Annotated in this window: 16 protein-coding genes; all 16 read right to left on the bottom strand. The window is 71.9% G+C overall.

The annotated features are described in order from the left end of the window. Positions 1 to 139: 139 nt before the first annotated feature. The gene (locus tag AOK00_RS13005; protein ID WP_055600470.1) at positions 140 to 1525 is read right to left on the bottom strand and encodes an aspartate aminotransferase family protein; all 1386 of its coding nucleotides are present in this window, start codon (positions 1523 to 1525) and stop codon (positions 140 to 142) included. Between the two features lie 62 nt (positions 1526 to 1587). Then, complete coding sequence (gene hpnH, locus AOK00_RS13000; RefSeq protein WP_055600469.1) at positions 1588 to 2610, bottom strand: adenosyl-hopene transferase HpnH; 1023 nt, start codon at positions 2608 to 2610, stop codon at positions 1588 to 1590. Positions 2611 to 2617: 7 nt separating this feature from the next. Then, positions 2618 to 3277 (bottom strand): phosphorylase family protein, encoded by a 660-nt coding sequence (locus AOK00_RS12995; RefSeq protein ID WP_055600468.1) that lies wholly within the window; start codon positions 3275 to 3277, stop codon positions 2618 to 2620. Further along, on the bottom strand, positions 3277 to 5304 hold the full coding sequence (gene shc, locus AOK00_RS12990) for a squalene--hopene cyclase (protein ID WP_055600467.1): 2028 nt from the start codon (positions 5302 to 5304) through the stop codon (positions 3277 to 3279). Before shc ends, AOK00_RS12995 begins: the two co-directional genes overlap by 1 nt. A gap of 107 nt (positions 5305 to 5411) precedes the next feature. Next, positions 5412 to 6512, bottom strand: coding sequence for a polyprenyl synthetase family protein (locus tag AOK00_RS12985; protein WP_173861555.1), 1101 nt, complete (start codon positions 6510 to 6512; stop codon positions 5412 to 5414). Further along, complete coding sequence (hpnE, locus tag AOK00_RS12980; protein WP_055600465.1) at positions 6509 to 7909, bottom strand: hydroxysqualene dehydroxylase HpnE; 1401 nt, start codon at positions 7907 to 7909, stop codon at positions 6509 to 6511. Before hpnE ends, AOK00_RS12985 begins: the two co-directional genes overlap by 4 nt. A 133-nt stretch (positions 7910 to 8042) precedes the next feature. After that, on the bottom strand, positions 8043 to 8993 hold the full coding sequence (gene hpnD, locus AOK00_RS12975; protein WP_055600464.1) for a presqualene diphosphate synthase HpnD: 951 nt from the start codon (positions 8991 to 8993) through the stop codon (positions 8043 to 8045). Continuing rightward, positions 8990 to 9901: a squalene synthase HpnC gene (gene hpnC / locus AOK00_RS12970; RefSeq protein ID WP_055600463.1), complete on the bottom strand. Its 912-nt coding sequence runs from the start codon at positions 9899 to 9901 to the stop codon at positions 8990 to 8992. The genes hpnD and hpnC overlap by 4 nt, the downstream gene beginning before the upstream one ends. Positions 9902 to 10214: 313 nt before the next feature. Then, on the bottom strand, positions 10215 to 10862 hold the full coding sequence (locus AOK00_RS12965; protein WP_055600462.1) for a TetR/AcrR family transcriptional regulator: 648 nt from the start codon (positions 10860 to 10862) through the stop codon (positions 10215 to 10217). Positions 10863 to 10981: 119 nt separating this feature from the next. After that, complete coding sequence (locus AOK00_RS12960; RefSeq protein ID WP_055600461.1) at positions 10982 to 11779, bottom strand: ABC transporter ATP-binding protein; 798 nt, start codon at positions 11777 to 11779, stop codon at positions 10982 to 10984. Continuing rightward, positions 11772 to 12701: an ABC transporter permease gene (locus AOK00_RS12955; protein ID WP_055600460.1), complete on the bottom strand. Its 930-nt coding sequence runs from the start codon at positions 12699 to 12701 to the stop codon at positions 11772 to 11774. The genes AOK00_RS12960 and AOK00_RS12955 overlap by 8 nt, the downstream gene beginning before the upstream one ends. Before the next feature lie 49 nt (positions 12702 to 12750). Continuing rightward, a complete protein-coding gene (locus AOK00_RS12950) occupies positions 12751 to 13596 on the bottom strand; it encodes a glycosyltransferase family 2 protein (RefSeq protein WP_055600471.1) in 846 nt (281 codons plus the stop codon). A 47-nt stretch (positions 13597 to 13643) separates the two neighbouring features. Continuing rightward, the gene (locus tag AOK00_RS12945) at positions 13644 to 14423 is read right to left on the bottom strand and encodes a CDP-alcohol phosphatidyltransferase family protein (RefSeq protein ID WP_079041975.1); all 780 of its coding nucleotides are present in this window, start codon (positions 14421 to 14423) and stop codon (positions 13644 to 13646) included. Then, the gene (locus AOK00_RS12940; RefSeq protein WP_030313680.1) at positions 14401 to 15462 is read right to left on the bottom strand and encodes an iron-containing alcohol dehydrogenase family protein; all 1062 of its coding nucleotides are present in this window, start codon (positions 15460 to 15462) and stop codon (positions 14401 to 14403) included. The genes AOK00_RS12945 and AOK00_RS12940 overlap by 23 nt, the downstream gene beginning before the upstream one ends. Further along, positions 15450 to 16187 (bottom strand): sugar phosphate nucleotidyltransferase, encoded by a 738-nt coding sequence (locus tag AOK00_RS12935; RefSeq protein ID WP_055600458.1) that lies wholly within the window; start codon positions 16185 to 16187, stop codon positions 15450 to 15452. The genes AOK00_RS12940 and AOK00_RS12935 overlap by 13 nt, the downstream gene beginning before the upstream one ends. After that, positions 16184 to 17980 (bottom strand): DUF5941 domain-containing protein, encoded by a 1797-nt coding sequence (locus AOK00_RS12930; RefSeq protein ID WP_055600457.1) that lies wholly within the window; start codon positions 17978 to 17980, stop codon positions 16184 to 16186. Before AOK00_RS12930 ends, AOK00_RS12935 begins: the two co-directional genes overlap by 4 nt. Between the last annotated feature and the right edge of the window lie 375 nt (positions 17981 to 18355).

The following is an 18355-nucleotide window of genomic DNA, read 5'->3' as shown; positions in this document are numbered from 1 at the left end:
GGGGCCGGCGGCGCCGGGGGCCGGGGTGACGGGGTCCGGGGAGGTGTCCCCGGGGACGTGGTCCATGCGTCCATTCCGCCAGGATCGTGCCTCTGAGGCAAGTTTCTTGCCTCAGAGGCAAAAGCCCGGGGTCGTACGGTCAGCGCTGCGCGACGGCCTGTTTCACCAGGGTCTTCCCGAAGTCCCACATCAGCCCGCCGCCACCGTGGGCGTCGTCCATGACCGCGGTGAAGGCGGTGACGAACCGGTCCACGTCCGCCTCGTCGACGACCAGCGGCGGGATCAGCTTGATCACCTCCAGATGATCCCCGGAGACCTGGGTGAGGATCTGGTGCCGCTGGAGCAGCGGCACGACGACCATCTGGGCGAAGAGTCCCTTCCGGGCCGCCTGGAGCATGGTCCAGCGCCCACGCAGTCCCAGTGAGGACGGCCTGCCGAACTCGATCCCGATCATCAGGCCGCGCCCGCGGATCTCGTGGAGCAGCTCGTACCGGGGCACGAGCTCCTTCAGCCGCCCGGAGAGCAGGTCGCCGATCCGGCGGGCGTGCGCGACCGTCCCCTCGTCCTCCATGACCGAGAGGACGGCGAGTCCGGCCGCCATGGCCTGGGCGTTCGATCCGAAGCTCGCCGAGTGGACCAGGACCCGGTCCATCGACGAGTAGACCTTCTTGAAGATCCAGTCCTTGCCGAGGGTGGCGCCGACCGGCACGTAGCCGCCGGAGAGCGCCTTGGCGACACAGACCAGGTCGGGTTCGACGCCCTCCTCGTGCTGGTACGCGTAGAAGTCGCCGGTCCTGCCGAGGCCGGTCTGCACCTCGTCGGCGATGAGCAGCGCCCCGTGCCGGTGCAGCAGCTCCTGGGCGGCCCGCAGGAACCCCGGCGGAGCCTCGTGGACGCCTTTGCCCTGGATGGGTTCGACGACGAAGGCGGCCACGTCGCCGCCGCGCAGCTCCCGCTCCAGGGCTTCGAGGTCGCCGAGCCCGATCGCCGTGTCGGGCAGCAGCGGGGCGAAGCCGTCCCGGAAGCCGTTCTCGCCGTTGACGGAGAGGGAGCCGGTGGTCAGCCCGTGGAAGGCGTGCGTGCAGTAGAGGACCCTGGGGCGCCCGGTGGCGTACCGGGCGAACTTGAGGGCGGTCTCCACCGCCTCCGTGCCGCTGTTGCCGAAGAAGACCCGGTCGAGGTGCGGGCTGTGGGCGAGCAGCCGCTCGGCGAGGAGCCCGGGCAGCGGCTGGCAGTCGAAGCGGGTGAGGTCGGCGAGCTGGGCGTCCAGGACGTCGTGGAGGGCCTTGCGGACGACGGGGTGATGCCGTCCGAGGCCCATCACGCCGAAGCCGGCGAGCATGTCGAGGTGGTCGACCCCGTCGGCGTCCCAGAAGTGGGCGCCCTCGGCCCGCTCGTACACCTTGTCGAAGCCGATGGTGTGGAGCATGCGCGGCAGCTGGTGGTTGAGATAGCGGGCGTGCAGCTCGTACCGCTCGCCGCCGCGCTCGGCGAGCAGCGCCTGCAGGTCGAACTCACCCTTCACGGTCGCTCACCCGTTTCATGGGCGGTCACCGGCTTCATGGACGGTCACCCTTCCCCGGTCGCTCACCCGTTGTTCCCGGACACGGTCTCCCTGACCGCGCGCAGGGATTCCTTGAGGGAACCCATGGTGGCCAGGACGGCGGTGGGCTCGTAGCCGCAGTGCGCCATGCAGTTGGCGCAGCGCGGGTCCTTGCCGCGGCCGTACTTGTCCCAGTCGGTGTCCTCGATGAGTTCGCGGTACGTGGGGACGTATCCGTCGCTCATGAGATAGCAGGGTCGCTGCCAGCCGAAGAGCGAATAGTTCGGAATGGCCCAGGCGGTGCACGGGAAGTCCGCCTTTCCTTCCAGGAAGTCCAGGAAGAGCGGCGAGTGGTTGAGCCGCCAGCGGCGCCGGTTTCCGCCGGCGAAGGCCTTCTTGAAGAGTTCGCGGGTCTGCTCGACGCCGAGGAAGTGCTCCTGGTCGGGGGCCTTCTCGTACGCGTACGCGGGCGAGATCATCATCTCGTCGACCTGGAGGTCGTCGTTGAGGTAATTGAGCACCTCGATGATGGTCTGCGGGGTGTCGGTGTTGAAGAAGGTCGAATTGGTGGTGACGCGGAAGCCGCGCCGCTTGGCCTCCTTGATGGCCGCCACCGCCTCGTCGAACACGCCTTCCTTGGCGACGGATTCGTCGTGCCGCTCGCGCAGGCCGTCGATGTGGACGGCGAAGGCGAAGTACGGCGAGGGCGTGAAGTTCTCCAGCTTCTTGCGCAGCAGCATCGCGTTGGTGCAGAGGAAGACGTACTTCCGCTTGGCCACCAGCTGGCGCACGATCTCGTCGATCTGGGGGTGCATCAGGGGCTCGCCGCCCGCGATGGACACCATGGGGGCGCCGGACTCGAGGACGGCGCCGACCGCCTGGGCGACCGGCATGCGCTGCTTGAGGACACCTGCCGGGTGCTGGATCTTTCCGCAGCCCTCGCACTTGAGGTTGCAGGCGAACAGCGGCTCGAGCTCGACGATCAGCGGGAACTTCTCACGCTTGCGGAGCTTCTGTTCGATGAGGTAGGTCCCGACCCGGATGGACTGACGGAGCGGCATGGCCATAACTCGCTCACCTCCTGGGGAGCAGCAAAGAACGGTGCCATTCGAAGAATGCGGGAAGGACGGCACGAAGAACACGGAAGGCCGATATTCCCCCGCGTACCGTGCCGATCCGGACCAGTTCATGTTCTGGAGCGTCCACGACCACCCGGACGGCCGCAACCGGGCGGGCGTCCGGCCCCGGACCGCCGCGGGCCGTCCCCAGCGTCGCGGCGGACTCCATGTCGACGGCGATGGCGCCGGTGGCGCGCAGCGCGGCCCGCTCGGGCCCGCGCACCACGTGGTCGGAGCCGGTCAGCGGCCCGGTGTGGACGGCCCGCCCGGGCACGGCCCTGACCAGGGCCTTCACCAGGAGATCGGTCCCGGTGCAGGAGATCGTGCCATCGGGACCACGCGTCTCGTCGGCGACGATCAGGTCCCCCGGGTGCATCCCGGGGGCGAGCCCCGCGCAGAAGCCCGAGGCGATCACGGCGGCGTCCTGCCATCCGGGCGCACCGAGGGCCCGGGACACGGCCCGGCGGGCCCGGTCGGGCCCCATGCCCGTACGGAGCACGCTGACGGGCCCGGGGGCGCCGGCCCGGACCCCGCTGCGCAGGGCGAGCTGCTCGATGCCGAGGGCGCAGGCGATCAGCAGCGGCGGTGGGGCGCCGGGGCCCGGCTCGCGCCCCATCAGCGGGCCTCGCCGGGCGAGGGCTCTCCGTACACGTAGCGTCCGAGCGCCGTGAGCGGGAAGACCTGACGGTAGAGGTGGTAGTTGATCGAGAAGTCCCAGGGGAAACCCGTGCCCGTGAAGTACGGCTCGTCCCAGGAGCCGTCCTCGCGCTGGGTCTCGGCCAGCCAGGCCACGCCCCGGCGGACGGGTTCGGAGTCCCGCTCGCCGGCGGCGAGGAGGGCGATCAGCGCCCAGGCGGTCTGGGAGGCGGTGGAGGCGCCGCGCCCGATCCACGCCTCGTCGTGGTACGAGCGGAGGTCCTCGCCCCAGCCGCCGTCCTCGTTCTGGACGGACCCGAGCCAGCGGACGGACCGGCGGATCGCCGGATGGGAGACGGGGAGCCCGGCCGCGGTGAGCGCGGGGAGCACCGAGCCCGTGCCGTACACGTGGTTGACGCCCCAGCGGCCGAACCAGGCGCCGTTCGGCTCCTGTGCGGCGAGCAGCCACTCGACTCCCCGGCGGGTACGGGGGTCCTGCGCCAGTCCCTCGAAGGCGAGCATCTCCACCACGTGGGCGGTGACGTCCGCGGAGGGCGGGTCGATCACCTCGCCGAAGTCGCAGAACGGCAGCTTGTTCGGGAGGGCGCTGGTGTTGTCGGCGTCGAAGGCGCCCCAGGCGCCGCCCTTGGACTGCATCCCGAGCGTCCATCGCGTGCCCCGGGCGACGGCCGCCTCCAGCCGGGCGGCGTCGGGGTGCCTGACCCTGCGGAACGCGAGGAGCACCTCGGCGGTGTCGTCGATGTCGGGGTAGTTGTCGTTGTGGAACTCGAACGCCCAGCCACCCGGGGGCAGTCCGGGCCGCCGTACGGCCCAGTCCCCGGTCCGGGTGATCTCCTCGTCGAGCATCCAGTCCACGGCCTTCACCAGGGCCGGGTGGTCGGGCGCGAGCCCGGCGTCGGCGAGGGCGATGGTGGCGAGACAGGTGTCCCAGACGGGCGACTGGCAGGCCTCGATCATCCGCGAGCCGTCCTCGCGCCACACGGCGAACCGGTCGAGCGACTCGAGTCCGGCCCGCATGACGGGGTGCTGGAGGTCGTAGCCGAGGAGGTGGAGGGCGATGACGGAGTAGACGGCGGGCGGCTGGATGCCGCCCCAGCAGCCGTCGTTCTCCTGGCGCTCGATGATCCACCGCGCGGCCTGGTTCATCGCGGTCCTGCGCACGGCGCGCGGCGCCACCCGGTGGTACACGTGCAGTGCCTTGTCGAGGCGCTGGAAGAGCCCGTCCCAGCCGGTGACCGGGGCGAGCGGCCGCGGCGGGTCGGGGAGGTCCGGGTCGGTGTGCAGCTCGTCGAGCGGGAAGGGCGCGGGGCGGACCGGGCGCTTCGCGGAGACCACGGTGAGCGGCACGATGGTCTGCCGGGCCCAGCAGCCGAAGTCGTAGATGTTGAGCGGGAACCACTTGGGCAGGAAGATCAGTTCCGGGGGCAGCTCGGGCAGGTCCTCCCAGCGCCACCAGCCGAAGAGGGCGAGCCAGATCCTGGTGAAGACCCGGGCGGAGGCGATGCCGCCGCCGGCGCGGACCCAGGCGGAGGCCCGGGCCATGTGCGGGGCCTCGGGCGGGTCTCCGGCGAGCCGCAGGGCCACATAGGCCTCGACGGTGGCGGAGAGGTCGCCGGGCCCGCCGTAGAAGGTGGCCCAGGCGCCGTCGTCCCGCTGTTCGCGGCGGATGTGGAGGGCCGCGGCGTGCGTGGTGCCGGCGTCGAGGATGCCCAGGAACTGGCGGAGCAGGAGGTCCTCGGCGTCCATGGTGACGTTGGTCTCCAGGTCGCCCTTCCACCAGCCCTCGGGGTCCTGTCGGGCGAGCAGATGCCCGGCGGCCCGTTCCGCCGCCCGCGCGGCGGCCCCGTCGAGGCCGGACGCGTCGGGTGGGGCGGTCCCGCCGGGCCCCGACGCGGCGGCACCACCCTGTCGGGGGTCGTTCGTCGTGCTGGCCGCGGCTGCCCGGGGGCCCACGGCCCCGGCGCTTCCGTCGGTCGTCGCTGTCATGGCTTCCCCTTTGCGCAGTCGGTTACTTCTGCTTCTACGGGTCTGCCGTCGGCCGGCGCCGGATGGCACCGGCCGGCGACCGCGAACTCATATCAGGGTGATGGTGATCATCTCTTCCGTACGACCACGAAGTCGGCCAGCGCGACGAGCTGCGCCCGCACTCGGGCGGGCATGTCGACCTCGTCGAGGGCCTCGATCGCGATCGTGTGCTGGCGGCGGGCCTCCTGGGAGGTCCACTCGCGTCCTCCGGCCTCCTCGATGAGGGCCGCGCGGGTGGCGAACTCCTCCTCGGAGAAGGAGTCGAAGTCGTTGGACTTGGCGTCCGCGGCGAGCAGTTCGCCGAGCCGCTCGGACGCGGGCCCGCCGGCGGCGAGGGCGGCGACGACCGGCAGGGACTTCTTGCGCTGGCGCAGGTCGCTCCAGGTCTGCTTGCCGGTGGCCTCCGGGTCGCCCCAGATGCCGAGCAGGTCGTCGACGGCCTGGAAGGCGAGCCCGAGGTGGTACCCGTACTCCTCCAGCTTGTCGGCGGTGCGGTCGTCGGCCCCGCCGAGGACCGCACCGATGGAGACCGCGCAGGCGAGCAGGGCGCCGGTCTTGTTGCCCTCCATCTCCAGGCACTCCTCGACGGTGACCCGCTCGCGGTGCTCGTAGGAGATGTCCTGGGCCTGGCCGTCGATGAGCTTGCGGCTCGCGGTGGTGAGCCGGCGGGTCGCCCGGCCGGCCTCCACCGTGCCGAGCTCCAGCAGGATCTCGTTGGCCAGGGCGAACAGGGCGTCGCCGACCAGGATGGCCTGCGCGGGGCCGTGCACCTTCCACACCGTGTCGCGGTGGCGGCGCTGCTCGTCCCCGTCCATCAGGTCGTCGTGCAGCAGCGAGAAGTTGTGGACGAGCTCCACGGCGACGGCGCCGGGGACCCCCACCTCGGGGGCGACGCCCGCGGCCTCGGCCGACAGCAGGGCGAGCGCGGGGCGGACGGCCTTGCCGCTGTCCCCCGCCGTGGGGTTGCCCTGCGCGTCGATCCAGCCGAAGTGGTAGGCGGCCACGGTGTCCATGGGCGGTGCGAGGCGGTCGACGGCCGCCCGCAGTACGGGAGTGGACAGGGTCCGCCCCCGCTCCAGCAGTGCGGACACGTCCGCGGTGTCGACGGCCGGATGACCCGGCGGCACAGTCGGCACGGTCTCTCCTCTTGTTCCGGTAATCACACTCATGCCGCCTCCTGCAGCGGATGGTCATGGCGGCGGCCGAGGGCGGAGAGCGCGGCACCCGCGGCGCTGAAACCACTGCGGACGGCACCCTCCATGGTCGCGGGCCAGCCGGTGGCGGTCCAGGCCCCGGCCAGGAAGAGCCCCGGTGCCTGGGTGCGGGCGCCGGGGCGGAGCCGGCCGACGCCCGGGGTGGGGGCGAACGTGGCCGTCCGCTCCCTGGTGACGAAGAAGTCGCGGATCCCGGCGCCGCGCGCGGCGGGCAGCAGCCGCTCCAGCTCCGGGAGGTACGTGGCGCGCAGGGCGGCGACGGGTTCGTCGATCTCGTCCTGGGCGGCGGACTGGGAGACGGCGAGGTACTGGCCCTCGCCGGTGAGCCCTGAGGAGTCCGTGCGGTCGAAGACCCACTGCACCGGCGAGCCGAGAGCGGTGAAGAACGGCCGCTTCAGCACCTTGCGGTCGTAGATCACGTGCAGGTTGAGGATGGGCGCGGTGGCGATGTCGAGGAGCCGGTCGGGGTCGTCGAGGGCGCCCTCGGGCAGCAGGCCGTGCGTCTCCTCCTGCGGTACGGCGAGGACGACGGCGTCCGCGACGAGCGTCTCGCCGGGTACGTCGACGGCCCAACGCCCGTCGTCGGTACGGGAGATCCGCTCGGCCTTGGTACGGAGCGCGGTGCGCACCCCGAGGGCGTCGAGCTCCTTCGCGGCCCGGGTGTCGTGGAGTTCGCCGAGCGGGACGTGGGCCCAGCCGATGTCGGCGGCACCGGGCTCGGAGAGGAGACCGGTCTTGAAGACCATCGCGGCCAGCCCCATGGAGGCCTGCGGGGCAGGGGCGTTGAGGGTGGGGATGCCGACCAGGTCCCAGAGCGCGTCGACGGTCCGCGGGGACTGGCCGTGCCGGCCGAGCCAGGTGGCGAAGTCGATGCCGTCGAGCGCCGGGTCGGCGGGGTCGAGCTTCCTCAGGGCGAGCGCGGCCCGGCCCACGGAGGCCCGCTCGGCCAGCGAGAGGTGCGGGTAGGTCGCGAGGCTGCGCGCCAGGTGCAGCGGTACGGGGAGCTTGTCGCGGCGGATCCGGCCGAGCCGCGGCCCGCGCGGGTGGCCGACGTCGAGGACGGGGACGTCGAGGCGGTCCTGCAGCGGGGCGAGCCGGGCGGCGTCGACCCGGTCGAGGAACCAGCGGTAGGCGGTGCAGCAGCGCAGGTAGACGTGCTGGCCGTTGTCGACGGTGAGGTCGCCCCGGCGGAAGGAGAAGGCGAGGCCGCCGAGCCGGGGCCGGCCTTCGAGGAGGGTGACTCCGACGCCGGCCTCGGCGAGCTGGAGCGCGGCGGTGATGCCGGCGAGCCCGCCGCCGACGACCACGGCGTGGGGCTTCCGGGCATGCTGCTCGGTTCCTTCGTGGGTCACACGGCCTCCGTTCGGGTCGTCGCGGTCGGGGTGGTCGCGGTCGGGTTCGTCATGACCCGGGCCGCCCACGGCAGGGACGCCGGTGCGGCACCCGGGGTTGCCCGGCGGGCGGAGGCGGCGGGGTACCGGGGCATCAGCCGCGCCTCCTGACGGTGCGCCGGGCGACGGTACGGGTGTCCAGGCCGGAGAGGCCGCGCACCGCGACGTACGCCTTCTCCCGGCCGGGCAGCGAGACGCGGCCGCGCAGCACGGCCTCGGGGTCGCGTTCGATCCGGTCGAGGAGACGGCGGTAGATGCCGGCCATGGCGGCGACACAGGCGCCGCTGCGCCGGTCGAGCATGGGCAGGAGCCGGTAGCCCTCGGCGAACAGGGCGCGGGCGCGCCGCACTTCGAAGTGGACGAGCCCGGCGAAGTCGGCGCCGGCGGGCGGCTTCTCGCTTCCGAAGCCGTCACCGCAGCCGAACTTGGCGAGGTCGTCGGCGGGCAGATAGGTCCGCCCGTTCCCGGCATCCTCGCGTACGTCCCTGAGGATGTTGGTGAGTTGGAGCGCGAGGCCCAGGGTGTCGGCGTACTCGGGGGCGCGGTCGGCGCCCGGGGCGCCGGGCTGGGTGCCGAAGACCCCGAGCGAGATCCGGCCGATCGCCCCGGCGACGCAGCGGCAGTAGACCTTGAGGTCGTCCCAGGTCTCGTAGCTCGCGCCGTGCACGTCCATGAGGACGCCGTCGATGAGTTCGTCGAGTCCGCCGAGCGGGATCGGGAAGCGGCGGGCCGAGTCGGCGAGGGCGACGGCGACCGGGTCGGTGTCGTCCTCGTCGATCTTCCCGGCGCGGACCCGGTCGAGCAGCTCGCGGGTGGACTCCAGGCGTTCCTGCTTGGCCTCGGGCGCGAGGGCGCCGTCGCCGATGTCGTCGACGCGCCGGGAGAACGCGTACAGCGCGGACATCGCCTGGCGCTTCTCGGTCGGCAGCAGCCGGATTCCGTAGGCGAAGTTCCGCGCCTGCTGTCCGGTGACCGCCTCGCAGTAGCTGTAGGCGGCCAGTACCGGTGCGGACGGCTGGGGCTGTGCCTCCACGGTCGCGCTCACCCCTCTCTCCGCGCCCGGAGCAGGACCGCTCCCACCTGGCGCATCAGGCTCGGCTTGGTGGCCTTCGGTGGGCCGGTCAGCACGTCGTGTCCGGCGTCGGTGATCGCGTCGAGTGCCGCGAGTCCCCCGGCGGTGAAGCCCGCCAGGAGGAGTCGGAGCCGGCCGTGGACGCTGCCGACGAGCGGGGTGCCCGCGTGGAGCAGGTCGCGGGCCCGCGCGGCCTCGAAGGCGATCAGCGCACGGACGGAGGCGCCGGCGGTGGGCAGGGCGAGGTCGCTCTCGGTGACGTGGAACCGCTTGAGGTCCTCGGCGGGGAGGTAGACGCGGTCGTTGCCGAGGTCCTCGGCGACGTCCTGGAGGTGCTCGACGATCTGGAGGGCGGTGCAGATCTCGTCGGAGCGCCTGATCCGCTCGGGGGTGTCGGTGCCCGTGATGGCGAGGACGAGCCGCCCGACGGGGTTGGCGGAGAGCTCGCAGTAGGCGAGGAGGTCGTCGTACGTCTCGTAGCGGGCGACCTGCTGGTCCTGGCGGTTGGCGGCGATCAGGCCGAGGAACGGCTCGGGGGTGAGGCCGCACCGGCGCACGGTCGGCACGAGGCCGCGCAGGAGGGGGTGGCGGGGGGTGCCGTCGAACACGCGGTGGAGGTCGGCCTCGAAGGCGTCGAGGAAGGCGAGCCGGTCCTGTGCCGTCGCCGGGTCGAGGCCGAGGTGGCGGGCGTCGGCTCCGCCGGGGGCGAGGTCGCCGTCCCCGATGTCGTCGACGAGGCGGGCGAAGCCGTAGACCGCCATCAGGTCGTCACGCCAGGCCCGGGGCAGGAAGAACGGCGCCACGGGGAAGTTCTCGTCCGCGGCCTTGCCGAGGGTGGTGCGCGAGGAGGCGTCGATGCGCGCCTGCCGGGTGTCCGTCACAGGTCACTGCCCGACGGAGGGACGGCGAGACCCTCGTGGAGCTGGAGATTCTGCGTCATGGCCGTCACGTCTCCCGTTCTACACTGCCGAGTCAATCCATCCTATTTCGGACACGCCGCCGACCCCTGCCCGTAGAGCCGTCGCCCGGAGGCCCGATGGTCGTGGGGTATCGCCCTACTTGCCGCGAAACAGACCGGTCCAGCTTACGTTGTACGACGGCTGTCGCCATTCCGGGGTGCCGGGCGTCCCGGACCTCACCCGTACGAGTCGTCAACGCTCGGGCACCGCAAGGCAGTTCGGCTTACCGAGGAGGTCAGAGGGCGCGCGTGCCGGAGACGACCATGGCGAGGGTGGTCTCGACGACGGCGTTCCTGCGCTGCACGGGAAGGCGGCGAAGCGGCCCGTCGAGCAGGAGAAGTGACAGTCCATGCACGGCCGACCACGCTGCGGCACCGGCGGCGGGGCGGACGGCCGGGCGCGGAGTGCCGGCGCGGGCGAGGCCCTCAAGGGCGTCGCGGAGCAGGGTGAAGGCACGGATCTCGGGTTCGGGCACCTGCCGCTCCGGCATCGGTCCGGCCGTTCCGTCCGGGCGGAGCACGCAGAACGCGGCCCGGTAGAGGCCGGGCTGGTCGACGGCGAAACCGACGTACCCCCGGCAGAGGGCGGCGAGCCTGCGCTCCGCCGCGAGGGCGGGGTCGTCCGCCCCGGGCTCGCGGCCCGCGGCGCGCTCCATGGCGTCGGCGAGCGCACACCGGGCGTGGGTCCTGACGGTGCGGAGGAGTTCGCCGCGGCCGTCGAAGTGCCGGTAGGCGGCGGTGGGCGAGACGCCCACCCGGCGGGCCGCCTCGCGCAGGACGACCCGTTCGGGGCCGCCCTCGGTGGCGAGGTCGACGGCGGCGCAGATCAGCGCGTTGCGCAGATCGCCGTGGTGGTAGGTCTTTCCCCCCGAGATCGCTGCCATGGGCTCATCCTGCCCGATGTTGCCAGCATGAACATTCCAGGTGGCGGCACGACGCGCGGAAAACGGAACCGCCCCCACCGGAAAGCGGCGGGGGCGGCGCGGAAGTGCGGGGCGGAAGATCAGCGGGCGGTCTCCCGCTCGTACGCCCTGAGGACCTCTTCCGTGGGCCCGTCCATCAGGAGCTGACCCTTCTCCAGCCAGAGCACCCGGTCACAGGTGTCCCGGATGGACTTGTTGCTGTGGCTCACCAGGAAGACCGTGCCGGCCTCCTTGCGGAGCTCGCGGATGCGCTCCTCGGAGCGGATCTGGAACTTGCGGTCACCGGTCGCCAGCGCCTCGTCGATGAGCAGGACGTCGTGGTTCTTGGCGGCCGCGATGGCGAAGCGGAGCCGGGCGCCCATGCCGGAGGAGTACGTGCGCATGGGCAGGCTGATGAAGTCGCCCTTCTCGTTGATGCCGGAGAAGTCGACGATGCCCTCGTAGCGCGAGCGCACCTCCTCGCGGCTCATGCCCATGGCGAGGCCGCCCAGGATCACGTTGCGCTCACCGGTGAGGTCGTTCATGAGCGCCGCGTTGACGCCCAGGAGCGAGGGCTGACCGTCCGTGTAGACCTTGCCGCTCTCGGTGGGGAGCAGCCCGGCGACGGCGCGCAGGAGCGTGGACTTGCCGGAGCCGTTGGAGCCGATGAGGCCGATGGCCTCGCCGCGGTAGGCGGTGAAGGTGACGCCGCGGACCGCGTGGACCTTGCGGACACCCCGGTTGACCTCGGCCTTGCCGCGGCCGACGATCCGGCTGAGCGCCGCCGTGGCGCTGCCCTTGCCGCCGCCACCGGTGTTGACCCGGTAGACGATGTGGACGTCGTCGCAGATGACGGTGGGAACGTCGGACCGCTTGATGTTCGCGTCGGTGTCAGCCACGGCCGTACCTCTCCTCGGCCTTCCAGAAGTAGACGAAGCCGCCGATGCCGAAGACCAGGGCCCAGGCGAGCGCGGTCATCCAGACGTGCGCCGGCAGGTTCTCGGCGCCGTAGCCGTCGATCAGCGCGAACCGGATGAGGTCCATGTAGATGGCGGCCGGGTTGTACATGAGGATGTCGGCGATCCAGGCCGGCTTGTCGGCGAGCATCGTCTGGATCGAGAACATCACACCGGACGCGTACATCCAGGTCCGCATCACGAACGGCATCAGCTGGGCGAGGTCGGGCGTCTTGGAGCCCATCCTCGCCATGATCATGGCGAGGCCGACGTTGAACACGAACTGCAGGAACAGCGCCGGGAGCAGGAGCAGCCAGCGGGCCGACGGGTAGCTGCCGAAGGCGACCGCGATGGCCACCAGGACGATCATCGAGAACAGCAGCTGCTGGAGCTGCTGGAGCGAGAAGGAGATCGGCAGGGAGGCCCGCGGGAAGTGCAGGGCCCGGACCAGGCCCAGGTTCCCGGAGATCGCCCGGACGCCGGCCATGACCGAGCTCTGGGTGAAGGTGAACACGAAGATGCCGGTGACCAGGAACGGGATGTAGACGTCCTTGGTCATGCCGCGGCCGGCGTCCAGGATGAGCCCGAAGATCAGGTAGTAGACCAGGGCGTTCAGCAGCGGGGTCGCCACCTGCCACACCTGGCCCAGCTTGGCCTGGCTGTACTGGGCGGTCAGCTTCGCCGAGGAGAAGGCCAGGATGAAGTGGCGGCGGCTCCACAGCTCGCGGACGTACTCGAACAGTCCGGGCCGGGCGCCGCTGACCGAGAGCCCGTACTTCTCGGCGAGCGCGGCCGGGGTCAGGCCGTCGTCGACGGACGGGGGCGCGCTCGTCGCGACCGCCCCGCCCTGCTGTGTGTCACTCACAAGTCGAAACTTTCGTGTTCAAGATGCGCGGCACGTCGGTACCACGATGTCAGACGACCGGGGGGCGACCCAGCCGGGTCAGCCGCCACACCGTACGCCACCTCATGGGGCGGCGCGGTCCGCAGGGGGTCTTCCAGCCTTCGCGGAATCCGCCGAACCATGCCTTCAGCGCGGGGAGCGAGGGCCGACGGGCCAGGGTGAGCAGGAGCCAGACGCCGAGATACGCCGGCACCAGGGGCGCGGGCAGATTGCGGCGTGCCAGCCAGACTCGGTTGCGGGCCACGTTGAAGTGGTACGAGGCGTGCCGGGAGGGTGCTGTGGTGGGGTGCAGCAGCACCATGTCCGCACGGTAGTCGATCATCCAGTCGGCGTCGAGCGCGCGCCAGGCGAGGTCGGTCTCCTCGTGCGCGTAGAAGAACTCGCCCGGCAGCTCGCCGACTTCGGCGAACACCTTGGTGCGTACGGCGTTGGCGCCGCCGAGGAAGGTCGTCACCCGTGAGGAGCGCGTCGGGTCGGAGGCGCGGAGCCTCGGCACGTGCCGGCGCTGGGTGGCCCCGGTCTCCGGGTCGGCGATCCGGAAGGTGATGATGCCGAGGCGCGGATCGGCGGTGAAGGCCTGCCTGATCAGTTCGGCGGTGTCCGTGTGCGCGAGCCGCCCGTCGTCGTCCAGGAAGAGCAGGACGTCGACGTCGGTGCCGCCGGGGCCGAAGGCCTCGATGCCGATGTTGCGGCCGGCGGGGATGCCGACGTTGTCCGGCAGGTCGACGGTCCGCACCCAGTCGGGCACCCCGGAGACCGGGGTGCCCTGCCCGACGACGACGACCTCGATGCGGTCGCCCTCCTGCCCGGCGACCGAGTCGATCAGCGCGCGCAGGTCGTCGGGGCGGTTGCCCATCGTGATGACGACGGCTCCCACCCTGAGCGGCGTGCTCACGGCCGGCCTCACTTCAGCCTGCTCGAAACCATGATCGACACGAGGTGCAGCACGGTCTGGAGCAGCGCGATGCCGGCGAGGACGGCGACACCGAGACGGGTGAAGAAGAGGTCGCCCCTGACCTGGTCCGCGACGGCCAGGACCACGATCAGCAGCGAGGCCTCGATGCCGAGGACGAGCCGGTGGAACTTCAGCGCACCGGCCGCCCGGCGGGCCAGCGCCATGCCGGAGGAGCGCGGCTCGGAGGCCGACTCCTTGACCGGCGGCAGACCGCCCTGGTGCCGGGCGACGCCGACGAGGTCGGTCTCGGCCTTGATCAGGATGGCGCCGAGGGCGGCCAGGGTGCCGAGGAAGGCCCAGAGCCAGTCGATCCGGCCCGAGCCCCACAGGTCGGCGGCGCGCAGGCCGAAACCGACGAGCACCGCCGCGTCGCACAGATAGGCGCCGACCCGGTCCAGGTACACACCGGACAGCGAGAACTGCTTCTTCCAGCGGGCCACCTCGCCGTCGACGCAGTCGAGCAGCAGGTAGAGCTGGACCATGAGCGCGCCGAGCAACGCCCCGGGGATCCCGGGCACCAGCAGGGCCGGTGCCGCGAGGACGCCCGCGAGGGTCATCACGTACGTGAGCTGGTTCGGCGTGATCCTGGTGCCGACGAGCCGCCGGGTGATCCTGAGCGAGATCTCCCGCATGTACAGGCGGCCGCCCCAGTGCTCCCCGCTGCGCCGGTCCTTCACACCCGGGGGGTGGACGACCGGGCGGAGCTCAGCTACCGATGGCTTTGGCATAGTCGGCGTACGCGTCCCTGATCTGGTCGTCGGACAGGTCGAGGTGTTCGAGGATGGTGAAGCGGCCCGGCCGGGTCTGCGGGGCGAAGGACACCGCCTGGACGAACTCGTCCACGCTGAAGCCCATCTCTTCCGGCGTGACGGGAAGCCCGTGCCGGCGCAGCGTCTCGACCATCCGGCCGGACCCGTCGTGGGCGCCGCGCAGGTGCATGGCGAAGGCCGCGCCGAGGCCGCACTGCTCGCCGTGGCTGGCGGCGCGGGCCGGGAAGAGCAGGTCGAACGCGTGGCTGATCTCGTGGCAGGCGCCCGAGGAGGGGCGGCTGTCCCCGCTGATCGACATCGCGATGCCGGACATCACGAGGCCCTCGGAGAGGGTGACGAGGAAGTCGTCGTCGCCGACGCCGCCGGGGTGGCGGAGCACGGCCTCTCCGGCGCTGCGGGCCATCGCGGCCGCGAGGCCGTCGACGGGCTCGCCGGTCACCTGGTGCGAGAGCTCCCAGTCCGCGATGGCGGAGAGGTTGGAGATCGCGTCACCGATGCCGGAGCGCACGTAGCGGACCGGCGCGTCCCTGATCACGTCCAGGTCGATGACGAGGGCGATCGGGGTGGGCACACCGTACGAACCCCGGCCGTTGTCGTTGTCCAGGGTCGAGATCGGGGAGCAGATCCCGTCGTGCGAGAGATTCGTGGCGATCGCCACGAGCGGCAGCCCGACCCGGGCCGCCGCGTACTTCGTCACGTCGATGATCTTGCCGCCGCCGAGGGCGACCACGGCGTCGTACCGCTTGCCGCGCATGGCGTCGGCGAGCTTCACGGCCTCGTCGATGGTGCCGCCGGAGACCGGGTACCAGTCGGCGCCGGGCAGCTCGGGGGCGAAGTGGTCACGCAGCTTGAGGCCCGAGCCGCCGCTGATGGCGACGGCGATCTTGCCGTTGCTGGAGATCCGCTGGTCCGCGAGGAGCGCGGACAGGTCGTCCAGCGCTCCCCTGCGGATGTCGACGACGACCGGCGAGGGGATCAGCCGGGTCAGTACTGGCACGCGATCTCACGGCCCTTCGCGAGGTCGTCGTGGTTGTCGATCTCGACCCACTTGACGTCACCGATGGGCTCGACGTCGACGGTGAAGCCGCGGTTGACCAGCTCCTGGTAGCCGTCCTCGTAGTACAGGTCGGGGTCGCGCTCGAAGGTGGCCTTGAGGGCGTCGGCGAGCTCCTCGGCGGCCTCGGCCTCGATGAGGGTGACACCGATGTACTCGCCGGTGGCGGTGGCCGGGTCCATCAGCTTGGTGATGCGCTGGACACCCTTGCCCTCGGCGGTGATGACCTTCATCTCCTCGTCGGCGAGGTTCTTCACCGTGTCGAGGGCGAGGATGATCTTCTTGCCGTCGCCGCGGGCGGCGAGCAGGGTCTTCTCGACGGAGACCGGGTGGACGGTGTCGCCGTTGGCGAGGATCACACCGCGCTTGAGGACCTCACGGGCGCACCACAGGGAGTAGGCGTTGTTCCACTCCTCGGCCTTGTCGTTGTCGACGAGGGTGAGCTTGAGGCCGTACTTCGCCTCAAGGGCCTCCTTGCGGTCGTAGACGGCCTCCTTGCGGTAGCCGACGACGATCGCGACCTCGGTGAGGCCGATCTCGGCGAAGTTCTTCAGCGTGAGGTCGAGGACGGTGGTCTCACCGTCGACGGGCACGAGGGCCTTCGGAAGCGTGTCGGTGTAGGGGCGCAGACGCCGTCCGGCACCGGCTGCCAGTACGAGACCGATCATGCTGTTTCTCCTTCGTCATGTACGGCGGGTGCTCCGGAGGACACCCAGAAGCGGATGGACTCCACGAGCACCACAAGCGCGATGGTGACCGCCAGGGCGGTGAGCGCCAGGGTGAAGTCGTTGCCACGGCTCGCCAGCAGGGCGGCGAGGACGGTCACCAGCAACGTGCGGCCCTCGTGACCGCCGATCGTGCGCACCAGCCAGGTGGGCGGCGCGCCGGTGCCGCCGCGGATGCGGTACACCGTGTCGTAGTGATGGTAGGCGACGGCCGCCACCAGTCCGTAGGCCGCGGGCAAGGCCCCGTTCACCTCGGAGCGGGCCGCGAGGATCAGGATCGTGCCGTACTCGGCGGCCCGGAAGAGCGGCGGGAGCAGCCAGTCGAGGGCGCCCTTGAGGGGGCGCGCGACGGCGGCACCGGCGAACACCACGTAGAAGACGGCGGCGACGACGGTCTGGTCGGACCCGAAGGGTCGGCTCAGGGCCGCGGCGATCATGGCGCCCGTGGCGATCAGCGCGAGGACCAGCGGCGGCAGCATCAGGATGCCGGTGCGGCCGAGGATCCGGTTCGTGAGCGCGGCGAGCGGTCCCGAGTCCGCGAGGTCCGCCAGGGCGCGCGCGGCCCTGTCGGTGCGCTTCGCCTTGCGGGTCAGGGAGCGCAGGACGCGCCCCGCCGTGGTGTAGCAGGCCCCGAAGGCGCAGCCGATGATCAGGGCCCAGAAGACGATCCGCGGGGTGGTGACGGCGGTGAGGACCGCGATCATGGCCCAGCGCTCGCCGATCGGCAGGATGATCATCCGGCGGGCCCAGACGGTCCAACCGAGGCTGTCGAGCCGGTCGGAGAGGGCCGCGGTGGGGCTGGTGTTGGCCGTGGCGTCGTGGTTGGCCTCGTTGAACGAGAAGTCCACGACGTGCCGGCAGGTCATGAGGATCATCGCGCCGAGCGCGAGCGCCCAGACGTCGTCGCCGTCGCGGGCAGCGCCGAGCGCGAGGCCCGCGTAGAAGGCGTACTCCTTGGCGCGGTCGAAGGTGGCGTCGAGCCAGGCGCCCATCGTCGAGTACTTCAGCGCGTACCGGGCGAGCTGCCCGTCGGTGCAGTCCAGGACGAAGGAGACGAGGAGCAGGACGCCGGCGGCGATGTAGCCGCCGCGCTCGCCGGTCGCCGCGCAGCCGGCCGCGATCAGCGCGGTGAGCAGCGAGGCGGTGGTGACCTGGTTGGGGGTCAGGCCGCGGCACGCGCACCAGCGGGCGATGTAGCGCGAGTACGGGCTGATGAAGAAGGTGGTGAAGAAGCCGTCGTGGGCCTTCACGGCGGAGCGGAGGCGCACGGCCTCGTCGTCGACGGCGTCCACGGCGGCGCGGGCCTCGTGGCGGGCCTCGGCGTCGGTCGGGACGGTGGCGACGAGGGTGCCGAGCTGGGGCCGGTGCACGGCGACGCCGTCGGCGTCGAGGGCGTCGGCGAGCGTCCCGGTGAGGTCGTCGCCGTCGGTGCCGGCGGCCTCGGCGGCGGTCAGGGCGCGGACGAGCGCGGGGCGGGCCCCGTTCTGCACGGTGAGCGCTCCCGGTGCGGCGGCCGCGGGGAACCGGGGGTCGGTGAGGGCCAGGCGCAGCGCGTGCACATGGCCGACGAACCGGGGGTCGACGAGCGCGACGCGCTCGCCCGCGGGGACCGCGGCGAGCAGGGCTCCGGTCTCGTCGGGGCCGGCTGCGGTCCGGACGTCGAAGCCCAGCGACCGCAGATCTCCGTCGAGCGAGGATCCGGGTGCCGGCGGGCCGGTGAGGATGGCGGTCGACAGACGAACTCACTCCTTGGAGCTGACGGAGGGGCCGGCGGGACCCATGGCTGCCCCGGGCGCGGCGGTGCGGCCCGGCGCGGGGCGGCGACACGTCGGCTGAGGCTATCGGATGAAACAGAGCATGATTTCACCGAGGCTTCGCGGGCCGGACTCCCCCGGGTCCACCCGTGTCCGCACGGGTGCGCGCGGCCCCGTGGAGATCATCATGGGCGATCGGCGGGCCGCCTCACAAAACGACGGCCGCGGCCTCGGGGGGCGAGCCCGGCCGGGGCCCTGACGACGCCTTCCCGCCGCCCTCGGTCCGGAATGCATCATCGCAGGTCAGAGCATATGACAACGGTGTTCAGTACCGTGTTGCACATACCCCCCACCCGT

Origin of the sequence: Streptomyces aureus, from assembly GCF_001418135.1 — a bacterium.
Classification (GTDB): domain Bacteria; phylum Actinomycetota; class Actinomycetes; order Streptomycetales; family Streptomycetaceae; genus Streptomyces; species Streptomyces aureus_A.
This window is presented reverse-complemented; position numbering and strand designations above follow the sequence as displayed.